The organism is Sulfuricurvum sp. (assembly GCF_022759005.1).
Taxonomy (GTDB): domain Bacteria; phylum Campylobacterota; class Campylobacteria; order Campylobacterales; family Sulfurimonadaceae; genus Sulfuricurvum.
On record NZ_JAEMQA010000001.1, the window covers coordinates 1 to 18061 of the forward strand.

The 18061-nt window shown below is 46.6% G+C and carries 12 protein-coding genes; 6 read left to right on the forward strand and 6 right to left on the reverse strand.

Going from position 1 to position 18061, the window contains the following annotated elements:
- From dnaE to efp, 5 genes are all read right to left on the reverse strand, one after another.
- A partial coding sequence (gene dnaE / locus JHC35_RS00005; RefSeq protein ID WP_295041207.1) for a DNA polymerase III subunit alpha occupies positions 1-2267 on the reverse strand: 2267 nt, incomplete at its 3' end.
- A 61-nt stretch (positions 2268-2328) separates the two neighbouring features.
- Positions 2329-2775, reverse strand: a complete 447-nt coding sequence (locus JHC35_RS00010) for a YaiI/YqxD family protein (protein ID WP_295041209.1) — start codon at positions 2773-2775, stop codon at positions 2329-2331.
- Entirely contained in the window at positions 2772-3518 is a 747-nt protein-coding gene (locus tag JHC35_RS00015) for a DUF1566 domain-containing protein (RefSeq protein WP_295041211.1), read from the reverse strand. The genes JHC35_RS00010 and JHC35_RS00015 overlap by 4 nt, the downstream gene beginning before the upstream one ends.
- Positions 3505-4071 carry a DJ-1 family glyoxalase III gene (locus tag JHC35_RS00020; protein ID WP_295041213.1) on the reverse strand — a complete coding sequence of 189 codons (567 nt, stop codon included), beginning with the start codon at positions 4069-4071 and terminating at the stop codon, positions 3505-3507. Before JHC35_RS00020 ends, JHC35_RS00015 begins: the two co-directional genes overlap by 14 nt.
- Positions 4072-4193: 122 nt before the next feature.
- Positions 4194-4760: an elongation factor P gene (efp, locus tag JHC35_RS00025; protein ID WP_295041215.1), complete on the reverse strand. Its 567-nt coding sequence runs from the start codon at positions 4758-4760 to the stop codon at positions 4194-4196.
- 201 nt (positions 4761-4961) lie between these two features.
- On the opposite strand from efp, the gene JHC35_RS00030 reads away from it, so the two are divergent.
- From JHC35_RS00030 to JHC35_RS00055, 6 genes are all read left to right on the forward strand, one after another.
- Positions 4962-6341 (forward strand): TolC family protein, encoded by a 1380-nt coding sequence (locus tag JHC35_RS00030; RefSeq protein ID WP_295041217.1) that lies wholly within the window; start codon positions 4962-4964, stop codon positions 6339-6341.
- Positions 6342-7127: an efflux RND transporter periplasmic adaptor subunit gene (locus JHC35_RS00035; protein WP_295041219.1), complete on the forward strand. Its 786-nt coding sequence runs from the start codon at positions 6342-6344 to the stop codon at positions 7125-7127. It begins immediately after the preceding gene.
- A gap of 8 nt (positions 7128-7135) precedes the next feature.
- The gene (locus JHC35_RS00040; protein WP_295041221.1) at positions 7136-8725 is read left to right on the forward strand and encodes an efflux RND transporter permease subunit; all 1590 of its coding nucleotides are present in this window, start codon (positions 7136-7138) and stop codon (positions 8723-8725) included.
- Positions 8725-10434 carry an efflux RND transporter permease subunit gene (locus tag JHC35_RS00045; RefSeq protein ID WP_295041223.1) on the forward strand — a complete coding sequence of 570 codons (1710 nt, stop codon included), beginning with the start codon at positions 8725-8727 and terminating at the stop codon, positions 10432-10434. The genes JHC35_RS00040 and JHC35_RS00045 overlap by 1 nt, the downstream gene beginning before the upstream one ends.
- 4 nt (positions 10435-10438) lie before the next feature.
- Complete coding sequence (locus tag JHC35_RS00050; RefSeq protein ID WP_295041225.1) at positions 10439-12250, forward strand: flagellar assembly protein A; 1812 nt, start codon at positions 10439-10441, stop codon at positions 12248-12250.
- Between the two features lie 106 nt (positions 12251-12356).
- A complete protein-coding gene (locus tag JHC35_RS00055; protein WP_295041227.1) occupies positions 12357-14933 on the forward strand; it encodes a chemotaxis protein CheW in 2577 nt (858 codons plus the stop codon).
- Here JHC35_RS00055 and JHC35_RS00060 read toward each other — a convergent pair whose 3' ends face one another.
- The gene (locus JHC35_RS00060; RefSeq protein WP_295041229.1) at positions 14934-17864 is read right to left on the reverse strand and encodes an HNH endonuclease; all 2931 of its coding nucleotides are present in this window, start codon (positions 17862-17864) and stop codon (positions 14934-14936) included.
- Positions 17865-18061: the final 197 nt, after the last annotated feature.

Sequence of the window (18061 nt, forward strand, 5' to 3'; positions counted from 1 at the left end):
TCCAATCCCTGTTTTTGCGCCCCCTCACTGAACTCTTTGTTGTACTTTTGCATCTCTTCGAGTTTCTTTTTCCCCATCGCACGACGGACGATGTCCGCCCCGCCAAGACTGAAACCGCCGACCGTTTGTACGATCTGCATGACCTGCTCTTGGTAAACGATAACCCCGTAGGTGGGTTTGAGGATCGGTTCCATCGATGGGAACGTATAGGTGATCGCCTGACGCCCGTGTTTACGCTCGATAAAGTCATCCAACATCCCCGATTCCATCGGTCCGGGACGATAGAGGGCAAGTACCGCGATCAAGTCCTCGAATGAGCTGGGTTTGAGCCGTTTGTTCAAATCCTGCATCCCCGAACTCTCGATTTGGAACATCCCGATCGTGTCACCGCTTTGGATAATCTCATAGACCTTTGGATCGTTCTCGTCAATCGTGTGCCAGTTCACCTCGACGTCGTAGCGTTTTTTGATCAGTTTGATCGCGTTATCGATAACATCGAGCGTTTTAAGTCCCAAGAAGTCAAATTTGATCAGGTCGATGTCTTCGAGAAAGTTGAGCGAATACTGGGTAACAAACGTCTCCTCGCCGGAGGGTTTGTAAATCGGGGTTTTTTTCCAGAGCGGTTCATTGGAGATAACAACCCCCGCCGCGTGCATCCCCGCATTGCGTTTGAGACCCTCTAACTTTTTGGAGAACTCCCATACCCGCGCGGCCTGCGAATCGGATTCGATCAATTCGGCGATTTTCGGCTCTTTTTGGAATGCTCCGGGCTTGAATTCTCCCCCTTTGGTTTTCCCATTCAGGGTGATTCCTAACTCATCGGGGATCAGTTTGGCCATTGCATCGGCTTGTGCCAAAGGCATATCCAAAACACGGGCAACGTCACGGATAACCCCTTTAGCCAGCAGCGAACCGAACGTAATGATCTGCGCCACCTGCTCACGCCCGTATTTACGGACGACGTAATCGATAATCTCGCCGCGACGCGCCTGCATGAAGTCCATATCGATATCAGGCATCGATACCCGCTCAGGATTCAAAAAACGCTCGAAAAGGAGATCATATTTCATCGGATCAATGTCGGTGATCTCCAACGCATACGCAACGAGGCTCCCCGCCGCCGAACCCCGCCCCGGTCCTACAGCGATTCCCATCTTTTTGGCTTCGCGGACGAAATCCCAAACGATGAGCATGTATCCGGGGAATTTCATCTGATTGATCACCTCGATCTCGAACTCCAGACGCTCCCGATATTCCTGATGACGCTCTGAGGGCACGTGTACCAAACGCTCTTCAAGCCCACGACGGCAGCAATGGATGAAGTACTCCGAATCCTCCGTAATATCAAGCCCCTCTTCACGGGCGTATTCGGTCGTAAATTTGAAATTCGGCGGTGTCGGGTTCCCGAGTTTCAGCTCCAGCTGACACTTCTCGACGATCTCTTGGGTGTTATAGAGTGCTTCGGGAATATCGGCGAACAATCGTGCCATCTGTTCTGGCGATTTGATATAAAACTCATGCACTGAGTGGCGGAGTCGTTTCGGATCGTCATAGAGTTTATTCATCCCGATACACATAAACGCTTCGTGATATTGCGCATCATCAGCAAAGGTGTAGTGAGTATCGTTGGTCGCAATGAGTTTGATCCCCGTCTCACGGGAGAGGCGGATCACCGGCTCGTCGATAAACAGCTGATCGCTAATCCCGTGACGCATAATCTCCATGTAAAAATCGTCCCCGAAAATCTCGCGGTATTCCAATGCGATCCGCTTCGCCTCATCGTACCCTAACGCCCCGTTTTTGACGTTACGCTCACTGTTGGTGTTGAGATGCCAGTTCACCTCCCCTTGCAAACACGCCGAGGTGCAGATGATCCCCTCGCTGTTTTCGCGAAGCAGCTGTTTGTTGATACGGGGAAAGTAGTAAAACCCGTTGATATATGCCTGAGACGAGAGATACATGAGATTTTTGTATCCGACTTCGTTTTTGGCAAACAAACAAACGTGAAAACGCTGTTTGATCGTTTTATCTCCCAAATCCTCACCGTTATGGATGTAGGCCTCCATCCCAATGATCGGTTTGATCCCCTCTTTTTTCATCTGTTGATAAAAATCGATTGCTCCGAACATATTGCCGTGGTCAGTCATCGCCACCGAGGTCATACCGAGCTCTTTGACTCGGCTCACCAATGCAGAGATTTTGTTCGCGCCATCAAGAAGCGAATATTCGGTATGAAGATGCAAATGGGTAAACGGTGGAATACTCATAAAAAAAGGCCTTGAAAAAAAGTAAAAAAGATTATAATGACTAAAGGGTAAAGGGGAGCTTTTAGAGTCGTTTTGAGAGCAATTTATTCAGCCCGTCCGCAAAAGCACGCACCGTTTTTTCCCCGATAGCCGAAGGACCTCCCGTGATCTCTCCGTTATTACGCAACTCTTCCATCAGATTGCGCATCGCGAGGAGGTGCTTGACGTTGTTCTCATCATAAATCGTCCCACGCGGATCAAGCCCCACCGCCCCTTTGGTGACAATTCGATCCGCGAGAGGAATATCGGCGGTGATCACCAAATCTCCCGCTTCACACAGCTCAGCGATCCGATGATCGGCTTCATCGGGTCCTTGAGCGACAATCTCCATTGAGATATAGGGCTGATTCGGCACCGATATTTTCTTATTCGCGATAAAAACAGTGGTGATTTCCCGCTTGAGTACCGCACGAAGGAGTATCTCCTTGAGAGCATTCGGAAAAGCATCCGCATCAACGAGAATTTTCATTGATCGCTCACACAGCGTGCTTGTGTAGACTCTTTTTTCGGGGCGGTAGCTACTGAGCCGAGCTTGAATCCCACCACATACGCCTCTTGGGCATTGAGCGATTCGCTGCTCCAATAATAGCGCTGCATCACCGCACCAAAATAGTTCATATCGAGTGTCGGACGGACAAAATCATAATCGACGATACTGTAAAGCTCATCCGTGCTTGGCAGCCGCCATGAGCGATTAAACAACGAGAGGTTTTCACACATCTCTTTCGCCTCATCATGCGTATAGCGCACTTTTTTATCGGTTGCACCCAGATCAAGCCAAATCAGCCCTCGCTCTTCATCCAGCGTCCCCTCGGGGACTTTTTTATAATGGCGCACCCTTTTGGGAGGCAGGGGATCATTGGTGCAAATCGCGGCAATCTTTTTCCAACGGGGCGAAAAGGTGACGTTTCGCTCTTTGGGATAAAACGCAAATCCCAACACTTCCATGATACCGCCGTCCCCTTCACTCCCCGTTCCGACCACCGCCGTTCCCGATGTGATCGTACTGCTCGACCAATAACTGTATCCCTCAACAAACGGGGTCGTTTTAGGAAGAGCATAGATCTCGGTGATACTCATCCCCCGCCATCCCTCTCCTAATTCACGGCAATACGTATTGGCTTGTTCTTGCGAATACTCTTCCTTCACAGAGAGGTGAACGTCTCCCCACGCACAGGAAAATGCTAATGCAAAAAGGCTACATCGACACACAATAATCCGCCAATAATCCGCTGCGGAGTTTTTCGCTCGCTTCCGCGCCCTTGAGTTTTTTCACGATGGCCAGTGCAAAACAGATCGCACTCCCAGGACCGCGAGAGGTCATCACATTCGCACTCTCCACCACGGCGTGTTTTGCTCCGACGAACCCTGCCGTAGAGAGTTCCTCTTCGATACCAGGATAGCAAGTATACCCCTCTTTGAGCACCCCTGCCGCTTCGAGAGCGTAAGGAGCGGCACAGATAGCACCGATCGCTTTTCCTTTGGTATCCATTTCTTTGAGGAGATTTTGAACATGTGTATCTGCGGCAAGCGCTTTCGTCCCTCTCCATCCCCCCGGCAAAATGATCATATCGAGTTCATCAACGCTCAACCCTTTGATCGGGCGATCCGCATGGACGCTAATGCCGTGTGCCCCACTCACCATGAGATGCTCGTTCAATGTCCCCATGATCACCTCAATATCGGCGCGGCGTAATACATCAATGATACTAATCGCTTCAATCTCTTCAAACCCCTCGGCCAATGGAACTAAAACACACGACATGATACACCTCATTTCTCAAACGTTGATTGGAGTATTTTTGATAAATTGAATTGTAGCGTGAAAATAAAAATAGAAGAATGCAGCGGAAAAGTATGAGCGGAAAATCCGCTCCGGAGAATGAATTACTTCACTTTCTCCAAGTATTCACCCTCAACGGTGTTTACTTTGATAATATCTCCTTCAAGAACATGATACGGTACTTGTACCACTGCACCGGTTTCAAGAGTTGCCGGTTTTTTACCCGCACTTGAAGTATCCCCTTTGAAGTTCGGCGGAGTTTCAACGATTTTAAGTTCCATGATTTCAGGAGCGTCAACGCTGATCGCTTCGTTGTTGTGGAAGATCATTTGGACGTTGGTGCCGTCTTTGATCCATTTCATCGCCTCTTCGCATTGATCGTACGTAAGACCGAGTTGTTCATAGCTCTCGTTGTCCATAAATTGGAGCATGTCACCATCATCATACAAAAACTGCATCGTTTTGTGCGCCATATTCGGCACTTCGAATTTATCACCCGCGTGAACCGTTTTCTCGATTACTTTGCCGTTTTTGAAGTTTTTCACTTTCATACGGACGAACGCCGCACCCTTACCCGGTTTAACGTGTTGAAACTCGACGACTTTGAACGGGTTGCCGTCGATCTCGAGGCGTACGCCCTTTTTGATATCACCCATACCGATTGTTGCCATTAGGAAACCTTTTGTACTTTTGTTTGGGCGAATTTTACCCGAAAGTGAGACGAATTTCAAACAAAAGTGTAACTTATGGTATGATCTCCTCTTTTAATTTTATCTGTTTGTGATTCTTTTTAGGACTCTCAAATGTCATACTGTGTATAATAAAGTTTATACGATTAATTATAATCTCAAATATCTCAGTCAAGGATTCAGATGATGAATACCCTTTCTCGATTTTTTGGTGCAACACTCCTCGCCGGTTCATGCCACCTCATGGCATCTGGATTATCCCTCCCTGCGGCATTGGAAATTTTAGAAACCAACAACCTCGAAATCAAAACCACATCATTGGATGTTCAAAGCGCCCAAAGCGATACCTCTATTGCCAAAGGGTACAACTTCGGTTCGCTTGAACTCAGCCAAAGTGCAATGCGTTCCAACGATGCCGGCAACGTTTTCGGTTTTAAACTCAGCTCCCGCCAAGCCGATTTCAATGACTTCGGTTTTGATGAGTTTCTTGTTCAAATGAGTGGATTACCCGGCAATACGCAACAACTACTCGCAACACAACCAAAAAATCTTAACTATCCCGGCTACCAAAACTATTTCCAAAGCAAACTCACGTATATGCTCCCTCTTTATACAGGAGGCAAATTAAGCGCTTACAGTGACATCGCTCAAAAAATGGAGCAGATCAAAAAACTCGATGCCGAGCAGATGAAAACCGAAAAGCGCTACGAACTGCGTAAAAGCTACTACGATATGGCACTGCTTCAAAGCTCCATCGACCATATGCAAACGATTCATAAAAACATCACGACGTTAGAACATACCACACAGATGATGGTTCAAGAGGGGTATGCGAAAAAAGTCGATCTCCTCGAAGTCGAAGCCAAAAAAGCCAATGTTGAGCGAGCCCTTACGGAACTCGAAGCGAATAAAAAGCTTCTCTATCACTATTTAAGTTTCTTGCTCAATACTCCGGTCACCGAAATCGAGCTTCCCTCTAACGATTATCCCGCTTCATCCATCAGCGAAACCGATGTCTTAGCCAACAATACCGATCTCAAAAAAGCCTCTGAAGGGTTGGAGATCCGAGATCGCATGGTCGATGTCGCCTACGCTCCGTTTTTGCCGCAAGTGGGTGCATTTGCCGAAGCCAGCAGTGCGGATGATACCTTTTTGGGTAATTTCAATGACCATAAAGCGTACACGGTTGGTGCCAAGCTGACATGGAACCTCTTTAACGGGGGTGTAGACGGTGCCTCACTCGAAAACGCCCGTATCGAAAAACTCAAAACCGCGACACAAGTTGAATTGGCGAAAAAAGGGATCACCCTCCAATACGACAAAATTCGTACCGAAATCGAAAGTTTGAACGCCCAAGTCAGCAGTCTTGAAAAAGAGCTGACCCTCTCGGATGAAATCTATAAAAATTACGAGAGTCGTTATCATGAACACCTCGCATCTATGAGTGACGTGATCATCAAACAATCCATGCAGATCGAAAAAATTCTCAACCTTCAAATGGTTAAAAATCAACGCAATGAGCGTATTTTCGCCCTCGAAAAATTAAGTAACGGAGTTAAATAAATGAAATTTTTCCTCACCTCAATCGCCCTCGCATCAACACTCAGTGCTGCCGGTATCAGCCTATCCGGAAGCGTCATCAGCGACAACCAAAAAATGATCACCAGCCGTAATATGGGTTTTGTTACCAGTGTCAATGTCTCTGAGGGATCACGTGTTTCCAAAGGGCAGCTTTTGTACACCATCGATTCCAAAGAGATCGATGCGGCGAAAAACCAAGTCGAACTCGGGATCGCACAAGCGGAGCTTTCTCTTCAAATGTATCAAAACCAATACGCAAACTTGGAACTCAATCTTGAACGCAACAAACGCCTTTTGGCACAAGACATGGTCTCTAAATTCGAAGTCGAAAACCTCGAACTTTCCAAAAAGAACCTCCAAAATATGATCGCTATCGGCGAACGTCAAGTCAACCAAGCCAAAGCACGTCTCCAAGAGGTTAACAACCAATACAACTACCTACGCATCACAGCACCCAATAGCGGTGTGGTTGTCTCCAAAAATATCAAAGTGGGTGAAATGGCGATGCCGGGGATGCCTGCTATCGTCCTCTCCGATCTCAATGCGTTGAAAATCGAAGTCGAAGTGGCCGAAAACAATCTTAAGCTCGTTCCGGTCGGAAAACAGGTTAAAATCTCCATTCCGTCGGTCGGATACAACGGAGTCGGCAAAGTCAGTGCGATTGTTCCAAGTTCCAATCCGATGACCCATACGTTTAAAATCAAAGTTTCGTTTAACGCAAAACAAACCGTTTATCCCGGAATGTACGCAACAATCGATATCGAATAGGAGCATCTATGCACGCACCACACTCCTATCAGCCTAAAAATTCTGCCGGAAAGTTAGCCAAAGCCTTTCTGCGCAATCCGCTTACACCGATATTGGGAATTTTTCTTCTTGTCATCGGGTACATGGCACTCATGCTTATGCCACGCGAAGAGAATCCTCAAATGGTCGTCAGTGGATCGACCGTTATCGTAGCTCTACCGGGTGCAACCGCCAGCGAAGTTGAAAATGTTATCGTCAAACCGCTGGAGCGCAAACTCAAAGAGATCAAAGGGATCGAACACATCTACGGGATGGCGATGGATAACGTTGCCGTTCTCAATGCCGCGTTTTATATCGGAGAAGCCAAAGAAGATTCCAACCTCAAAATCTACGACAAAATTATGCAAAATATGAGTATGCTCCCAAAAGGGGCGATGCAGCCGATCATCAAACCACTCGATATCGACGTTGATATTCCAATCGTCTCCGTCGCGTTTTATTCGAACAATCCGAAGATGGACCCGACGGTTTTGTATGATCACGTCAAAGAGATTCAGCACCACATCAACGGCCTTCCAAACGTTGCCGTTACCGATATTAAGGGAGCCAAAAAACATCAGTATAATGTCCTCGTCGATATGAACCGCCTCAGCGGATATAACCTATCATTGGGTCAAATCGTCATGGCGACCCAATCTTTAGCCTACAATGTCCCTGAAATCAAAGGAAAAACAGTCGATAATAAAATTGTTATGATCGGTGTGCGTAATGCAATCGAGAGTGTCGAGGATGTGGGCAATATCATCGTTGCCCAATACGGCGGTTCGGCCATCTATCTGCGCGACGTCGCGACAATCACTGCAGGTAGTGACATTCAAAACTTCAAATCGGCACTCGTGAGCGTCAAAGGAGACGATGGAAAATTCTCACCGCTCAAAGATCAAATCACCCTCACTGTTTCAAAACTCCAAGGAACCAATGCGGTCAACATCGCCGATGCGGTCAAAGAAGAGCTTGAAAAATACAAAGAGCAGATGAAAGCGGAGGGGATCAGCTACGTTATCACCCGCAACGACGGTGAACGGGCAAACGAAGCGGTTAATGAGCTCGTATTTCACCTCCTCCTCTCAATCGTCATTATCGCTATTTTGCTCATCTTCGTACTCGGATGGCGTGAGTCGTTGATCGTGACCTTTACCGTTCCTGCGATCTTGGCGATCACCCTCTTTATCGCTTACCTCACAGGGCAAACAATCAACCGTATCACCCTCTTTGCATTCTTGCTCTCACTGGGGTTGTTGGTCGATGCGGCGATCATCGTTATCGAAAACATTCACCGCCACTTCCACGCTCCGGGAGCAGCGGATCGAGATGCGGATGAGCTGATGATCGAGGCAACCGATGAGATCGGCGCACCAACCAATATCGCGACATTAGCGATCATCCTCACGATGGTACCTATGGCATTTGTCGGTCAGATGATGGGGCAATTCATGAAACCTATCCCTGCAAATGTTCCTGTCGCCCTCGTTGCGTCATTGTTTGTTGCCTATATCTTTACTCCGTATTTGGCAATACGACTTTTGAAAAAACCCGAACACCACGGAGAATCCCACTAATGTATAAAAAATTTGAAAATTATTTAGTTGACACCCTCAACTCCCCTGCCAAAAAGAAAAAAATTCTGTGGGGAACGCTGATCGCATTTATCTTTGCTGTGGCATTAATCCCGACAAAACTGGTCTTGGCAAAAATGCTTCCGGGAAAAAACAACGATACCTACACCGTCTATATCGATCTTGCCAACGGCAGTTCGATCGAACAAACACGTCAAGTCAGCGAATGTGTCGTCAATGTACTCCAAAAAGAGCCTGAAGCACTGGATACCGAAGTATTCTTAGGGACAGGTTCCCCTCTTGATTTTGCCGGATTGATCAAAGGGAGTCACTTTAAAAACAGTGAAAACGTCGCCGAAGTGGTCGTAAACCTCACCAAAAAACATCACCGAAATGAACCATCCTACATGATGGTGCAACGTTTACGCCCGGTAATCTTAAAAGAGTGCGGAAACATTTATCCCCAAACCAATATCAAATTCATCGAGCCTCCGGCAGGTCCCCCGACAATGGCGGCAATCGTTGCTGAGATCTACGGAAACAAAGCCGAGGGGATCCGCCATCTCGCAGGACGCGTGGAGGGAGTATTTCAAAAAACCGATGGTTTGGTTGATATTGACATCATGCAAGATGAGATTTACGATAAATTCGAAGTGCGTGTCAACACCGATAAAATCTCAAAATCGGGATTGGATGTCAAACACGTCAATGACATTTTGTATTTGGCATTTGAGGGGATGGGGGTTGCCGTCAAAAACTCCCAAAGTGCTACCGATCAAATCCCGATTTTCTTGACATTGACACCTGAGGGGAAAAAATTCTCTTCCCGTGATAAAAATGCGATCGATATGAAACTCGCGTCTCTCACACTCCTCAATCAAATGGGGATGATGGTACCGATCACCGAGGTAGTGGAGATAGTCCCGGTCAAATCGAATCCGATGATCATCTCCAAAGATCTCCATCAAATGACCAACGTCTTGGCAGAAACCGATATGGTTTCCCAGGTCTATCCGTTGATGGCAGCGCGCAACACTATTCTCGATACCTTTAGCGATGAGTACGAAATCACCAAAACGGGGCTCTTCAACCTTCAACTGGTAGACAAAAAAACCAAAGAGATTTATGAGCTCAAATGGGACGGGGAGATGAAAGTTACTCTCGATACGTTCCGTGATTTGGGCGGTGCATTTATTGCGGCACTGGTTTTGATTTTCTTGTTGATGGTCGTTTATTATAAAAGCTTTGTCCTCAGCGGCATCGTTTTGCTCGGAAGTTTCCTCTCTATCATCGGTGTTATCGTCGGACATGGAATTGTCGATCTCTTTACCGCAGATACGTTCTTCCTCACGGCAACCTCGTTAATCGGATTTATCGCATTGATCGGCATCAGTTCGCGTAACTCATTGCTATTGATCGATTTTACCAAATCACTGATGCATGATAAAGGGATGCACAAAACCGAAGCGATCGCCTATGCAACCGCAACACGTGCTAAGCCGATTTTTCTGACCGCAGCGGCGATTATTCTCGCGTCAACCCTTTTGGCAAGCGATGCGGTTTTCGGAGGTCTTGGAGTTTCACTCATTTTTGGTACAATTTCTGCTGTCATTGCTTCACTGTTAGTTGTACCCGTTTTGATTCATAATTCTGATTTAGAACGCCATTTTAACTTTCGTGAGCGAAAAGCCGTATCAATCATGGAGCCCTAAATAAATGTCATCAATCGCACCGCTTACCGTTCAAACCTCTAATATTTTGAAAGAATTGAACCAGGCGGCGTTAGCGCAGAGAGTGCCGGTCGAAAATCTTGATTTCGATCTTCTCTCGTATCAAACCTTCTTCAAAGGGAGCGTCGAAGAAGATTGGCAGCTTCTGTACGGAGATGATCTGCTTACCCAAACCACAGAAAATGAGATACGCTCATCTGTTTTTCTCCTTCGTCAAGAATACAAAATCAGAATACAAGCCTTAACCCCGCATCCGTATCTGACCCTCAATTTTACGATTGCGACTGACAAAACAAAAAGCCGTGTTATCGCCGTCATCGACCCCTCTTCTAAAATTCCATTGGTCAAAGGGGTTCATGAGTGGATTAAATACGCGATCATCAAAAAGATGCTCCGCAGTTCACTGATGATCGGACTGTACGATCAAAACCTTGAGCTTGAAATCAAGAGATTGTTGGTAAAAATTCAAAAAGAGGGACCCCTTAAAGAGTCTTATAGACTCCCTATAGGGGAATTTTTCCCTCCGATCATGCCGATCAACGATAAAATTATTTTGCATTACAAAAATGCCAATCAAAACAACAGCATGATCGAAGGGGTCAATCCGGGAGATTTGATTTTGGAATATATTTTTCCAAAAGTGGGACGTAGCGGACGAGCGTGCACGGGTCAATTTATTTCAGTCCCTGAACCGACCGTTAAATATGCTTCGTATATCGTCATCGATCCCGAAACTATCAGCAGCGAACAAGACGAAGAGAGGATCCGCTTTTATGCAAAAGTATCAGGCTATGTTGAACGTAAAAGTGGGATGTTTTGCATATCCCAAGAACTTCGTATAGAGAATGCCAGCTTCAAAAAAACCGGTTCGATCGAAACAGGGATCGATAAAGATATCTCATTGATCATCAATCAAAAGAAAGATTTGGAAGACGCCATCGGTACGGGGATTAACATCGACGTCCAAAAGCTCGATGTCAGCGGTGCCGTTGGACGAAATGCCAAAATTCAGGCATGCGAACTGAAAATTGATGCCCAAACCCATAAAAAATCAGAAATCCACGTATCTGAAACGGCAAATGTCCACCTTCACAGAGGAAATTTAAAAGCCAAAGATGCCCATATCGATATCTTAGAATCGGGGAAAGTCGAAGCCGATACTATCCATATCCAAAAGATGATAGGAGGAGAGATTATCGGAAGAGTGATTCATGTCGATACCCTCTATTCGAATGCCCGTATCATCGCCCTCGAATCGATCACGATTCAAAAAATCGAGGGAGATGGAAACAATCTTATCATTGACGCTCATGCTATTGCGAGTTATCACAAGCAAATCGTCGATTTGGAAACAGAAATCAAAGCAAAAACTGCAGAATTGGCATTAGAAACCAAAGAGCTCAAAACGAGAAAAGCGGTTTTTGCCGAAAAAAACAGCCGTATCAAAGAGATTCAGGTTCGTGTTCTTGCCAAGCAAAAAAGCGGCCAAACGCCGATGAAAGCAGATGTCATCCGTCTACAGCAGTACAAACGGGACAGAGAATTGATTCAAGAAGGCTCTGAGCGCTTAGTTGAATCGGAACAAATATTGGAATCACTCAAAGAACGGTTGGAAAAACTCTATGAAGCCGATCTTCATGCTGTCATTACCCATCATAATATCTATAACGGCCATACCCGCATAGTCTTTATCGATCCTAAAAATCGTCAGGAATACGGAATATCTCCTGAGGGGAAAGCAACCCATATCCGTCTGCGCAAAGAGGAAGAGGAGAAAAAATTCGTCCTGGAATCATAAAACAGAGATGATCTGATCACTTTTTAATCATTCATACTGCTTCTTTTCTTTCTCAGTTTCCTATACTGTCGTAAATTTAATCAGAGATTTTCTCTTAGGAGACAGTATGCGAAACCACCTCATCAACTACATGAGCAATGTTCAAAATTTTGAAAAGAACATGAATACGTTATCCGCCAAATGGGATCTTTTAACCCTTTTAGGTTCTATGTCCAATATCGGAATGGATACTAGCGAAACACGCAAAGCGTTTGAAGATTTGCTTGATGAACCGCTGAAGCGTCTGATTCATGAAACGTTCAGCAAAAGTCTCAATGAACTCGAATCCAAAGCGCAAACAGCAATCGATATTCTCATCCGCAATCTTTTTGAACGCACCGCCGATATCGGTTTTTTGGCAACGGATGATGATATTCGCGATTATCTGCTCTTTTTGCTTACCAGCGATATGTCAGCGTCCGATGAGATGCGGGAAATTAAAATCCGTAAAAAAGAAGCATTAACGCAACGCTTTAGAGAATATGTCTCAAAATACAGTGTCTATGAAAACATTATCCTTCTCGACACCAAAGGAAAGGTTCTCGTACAACTCGATCCGACCAATCCGATCACCTATTCGAAAGACCCGCTGCTTCAAGAGTCGCTCCGTACCCATCAAGGATACGTTGAAACCTATCGTGCGAGTGATCTAACCCATCATGAGCCCTCGTTGATCTACTCCTATCGTGTCTGTAATCCCGAAAACGAAGAACCCCTCGGAGTGCTGTGTCTGATTTTTCGTTTCGAGAATGAGCTTCAAAGTATTTTTCGTAAACTTACCCGCGAAAATCCCTACATTGCATTGGAGCTTCTGAATCACGAAGGAGAAGTGATCGCTTCATCTTCTGCACATCATGTCCCAGTGGGCTCGTACCTCCAACCCCGCAATGTGGAGAACCAACAAACCTACTATGCCGGATTCGAATACCTCTACAAAGCGGTCAAAACATCCGGTTATCAAGGCTATTTTGGATCAGGATGGATCTCTCACGCCATGGTTCCGCTGCATCTGGCATTTCGCTCCGCATCGCAAACCTCTTTTGTAACCAATGAGCTGTTCGAAACGGTTGCCAATGCAAAAGCGTACTATCCTGATGAGTTGCAAAATATCCTCAACAAAGCCAAAAAAATCCAGAATGAACTCGATATTACCGTCTGGAACGGGAATGTTCAAATTGCAAATGCGGCCAGGCACGAAAACCCCTTTACCAAAGCGCTCCTCTCTGAAATCTCCAAAACGGGGGAAGAGACCAAAAGGGTTTTTGACGATACCGTTGCGGGACTCAACAAAACCCAAGTGATCCAATATCTGGAAGATTTGAAATTCCAATCCTCTCTCGCCATCGACATTATGGACCGAAATCTGTATGAACGGGCAAATGACTGCCGCTGGTGGGCATTAACGAGCACCTTTCGCGAGTACCTCTCCCGTCCCGAAATCGGTGAAAATGAGCGTTCAAAAATGAACGGAATCTTAGAATATATCAACGGCCTCTATACCGTCTACAGCACCATGTTTATCTATGATCGTGAGGGAACTATCCTCGCCGTTTCCAATCCGAATGAACACGCTTTGATCGGGAAAACAATCGGTTTCCAGTGGGCAGTTGAGACGTTGAAACTCTCTTCAACCCAAGAGTATATTGTTTCAGCATTTGAGCCGAGTCCCTATTACAACAACCGCTCTACCTATATCTATAATGCCTGTATCCGTAATGCAAAAGAAGAGAATATCGGCGGAATCGGTATCGTCTTTGACTCGGAATTGCAGTTTGAAGCGATGCTTCATGACATCCTACCGAAAGATGAAAACCATGATATTCCCGATGGAATATTTGCTCTGTTCATCGACCGTGAAGGGAATGTGATCTCCTCTACAAATCCTTCTATCTGCATCGGAGAAACGATCCATCTTCCAGAATCGATCTTGACGCTATCTTCCGGACAAAGCGATGCACAAATCCTCCCTTTTGAAGGGCAGTATTATGCCATCGGTGCCACCTGTTCACACGGTTACCGAGAATACAAACAAAGCGACGGGTATCGCAATGACATTATTGCCATTCTCTACCGTCCGATCGGTGCGATAGAAGCCTGTATCGAAGAGACCCCTTCTCAACGGGTTTATACCTATCCAAAAGCCAACGGAAGCGAAGAGACTTCCGAGATCTCAACCTTTTTTGTGGGAGGCTCGCTCTTTGCGGTAGAATCCAAAAACGTCGTTTGTTCTCTTGCCCATCAGGAACTCACGTTTATCCTCCATGCCAGCGAATATAACTTGGGTGTAATCAGCTATGAGAAGCGGATGGTAAGCGTCATCTCTTTGGCGAAATTGCTGGGGATCGATAAAAAATACGATAAAGAAAAGGACACCATTGTTCTTGTCAAAGCCGTTATCGATCGGCAGGTGGTTTATTTAGGTCTTGCCGTCGATGCGATCTACAGCAGTCCGGAAATTCCGGTACGATCAATCAGCCAATACAGCAATGTCCTGAAAAATGAGAATTCATTGACCAAAGCGGTCATCATCCCCGATAATCCAGAAGATTTTGCGAATGAGATGATCTCTATACTCGATATTCCGAAGATTTACGCCCAGCTTATTCAGCCCTACTCTAATCCGATGTATAAAGTAATGGCGTAATTACGCCATCGGATTTTCGCTGTAACTAAGCCTCAATCCCTCTTCGCTCATGACAAACCCGTGAATGGCGATTTTCCCCTCATGGACAAGGCGGTGGTGTTTGGCGCAAAGCGGAATGAGATTGTAGCGGTGATTGACACCGAAATGCCCTACTCCACCGCCGTCGTCTGCATTCGCCTGAGGGATGATGTGGTGCACTTCATCGACCGCTTCATCGCACAACGCGCATTTAGTCAAAAAGAGCTTGTTGTTATAACGGCTCTTTTTCTCCCGCTTCAGCATCGAGGCATCATGAGTTTTATCGGTGATCCGTCCCCGTATCTCATACGCTTTTTTTAAAAAAGTCTCATCCATGTGGAGCGATTTGGCAAACTCCAACCCGTACAGCGTCGAACCGCTCCCGTTTTTGAGCTTGCGGTCATAGACGAGTTTATCGCTTGCTTCATCGTAATAGACCCCCAAATGGAGCAGCACGATCTCTTTGGCTTTCTCGATCTCACTGAGTGATGAGAGCTGATGGAGATGGGTGGCGAAAATAAACATACTCCCAATTTCACGAAGTTTGAGGATCGCACTGGCGACAATGGCAAGCGCCGATTCGGTCTCCGTACCGTGGCTGATCTCATCTCCGAGGATGAGGGTATTCTCCGTCGCACGGTTGAAGATATTGCGCAACTCCAGCATCTCCACCGCAAAGGTCGATAACCCTTTGTAGAGGTTGTCTTTGGAGACAATGCGGGTGAGGAGCTTATCGACGGGGGAGAAGCGCATCAGCGCACACGGGACGAAAAATCCGGCCTGCGCCATCACGACCGAGAGTCCGATACTCTTCATCAGAGAGGATTTACCGCTAGAGTTAATTCCATAGAGTAATACCCCTTTGACATCCTCGCCGTTTTCAATCGTCGGGTGCTCTTCATAGGTATGCTCTGCAACCGCCCCTAAAAAAAGATCGTTCGGGACAAAGATTCCGTTCTCTTCACGCGATTCGATCAGCGGATGGCGCAATCCTACCGTCTCGATAAACGCTTTGGGAGAGGAGACGATCGTAGGTCTGACATAGCGGTACTGCTTGGCGCACTTTGCACCGCTTAAGGAAACGTCCACCACGGCAAGAAAAGAGATCAGATGCTCGATCGCATGGGAAAATCGACGCTCGATCTCCTCCAACTGTTCACGGTAGCGCTCTTTGACCTGAGCGATCATCCGCGATTTCGCCCCCGCATTTTCGATCGAGAGTTCATCGAGGAGATTGGAGGTGAGTTTGACAGCTGTTTTGAGTTTGCGCACCTGAAAATCGCGGAAAAAGTAGTGCTGATTTTCCAACGTAAAAAAACTGTTATGGAGTTGTTCTTCGACACTCACATAGCGGTTACGGGTCATGAGGAGATGATACCCTTCGCTCTCCAGCCATCCGATGGAGGCATACGACCCCTCCCCCTCAAAAAAGGTATCGATATGGGAAATAATGGTGTTCAATTTCGAGAGATTATTGTTTTGGAGCGCTTCGAGAGCATCGATGGAGGGGTCGATCCCTTCGTTAAAAAGGTTTTCATCCACCTGATCGCGTCGGAATTTCGCACACGCTTCGATATTGAATATCCGCCGAAGCTCAGACGCGCACTGCATGCACTCCGTCGCGCTCGATTTGTCATAACCGATTTTGAGCCGATCGGCATCGGCGAAGAGCGATTCGGCGGCACTCAGTGAGGCATAGAAATACGCTAACTCGAACGGGTGCAACTTGCCGAGTTTGAGACGACGCAGAATCCGCTCCAAATCGTACACCTCTTTGAGTTTTGTCTCCAGAGGCGCGATATGCTCCCCCATTTTGTCGATCAGATCGTAGCGCTCTTCGAGGAGTTTTGGATCACAGATCGGGTTCAAAAGCCGCTCCCTCAAGAGCCGTTTTCCCATCGCCGTAGAGGTTTTATCGATGAGCTTGAGAAGCGTCATCTCGTCGGCATCGCGCGAAATAATTCCCAGCTGCTCCGCCGCATTGTTCCCCAGATACATATAGCGCGACGTTCCCAAAAAGGTGGGGCGGTTCATCTTTTCGATGATGGCGGGATCGTGATCGATGATGACATTGATGAGAATGCACAGCGACTCGGAAGCGTAGGGATAGCGTTCCAAATCGAGATATTCGATAGGGCTGAGGAGAGAGCGGATCTGATAGATACGCCCCAATAGTTCGTTTTGGTAATCGATCCGAAGACGTTTGTCGTTTTGCGACGTTCGGTGATGATTTTTGATCTCCAGATAGCGGCTCACTTCATCTCGGTCGATGTCCCCCGCGCAAAACGTCACCACCACCTCAGAGGTTTGGTAGCTTTGCAAGAGAGTAAAAACCTCATCCAATGCGTACGTTTTATCTTCACGGGTTCCGTGCACTTCATTGATGAGAGTTTTTCCTGTCCCTACGTCGATGGCACAGTATCCGACCGAATAGACGCCGTTGTTTTGATCGATGAGGAGTGAAGCGATGTAGTTTTCACTCGCTTCGGCGATGTAGTCGAAATTCGTCCCCGGAGAGATGATGTTGGAGATGTAGCGGCGGATGTTGGGGACTTCCCCCTGCTGACGCACGAGGACGATGGTGTATTTTTTGGACTGTACCAGACGCGAGAGATACCGCTCGATTGAGACGGTCGGTACTCCCGCGAGGAGAGGATTTTGAATCGAGTTTTCGAGTATCGTTTTGTTTTTGCGGGTGAGCTGGATGTTGAGAAACTCGGCGACCTCCTTGGCCTTTCCGATCTTCATCTCTTCATTATTGACTTCATACACTTCAAAGAATGATCCCACTTCGATGATAACGAGGGTATCGGGACCGTATTTGGCTTCGCACGCCGCTTGGAGTTCAAAATAGATTTCGGAGAGGAGCTTCTTTTTATCGTTTAATATCGCCCCGATCTCTTCTGTGCTCATCATCGCTCCGCAGTGTTCCGTCATTCCCGCGAAGGCGGAAATCCAGCTCTATTTTGGTTTTATTATAACGAAGGGGGGCTAAAAGGAGCATAATGACTAATAGAGTTTTTTATACATCACACATAGATCATTCAATTCATTTTTATCATTAAATTTGGATATTGTTCACGTATTAATCATTTACTGGATAGATAAAA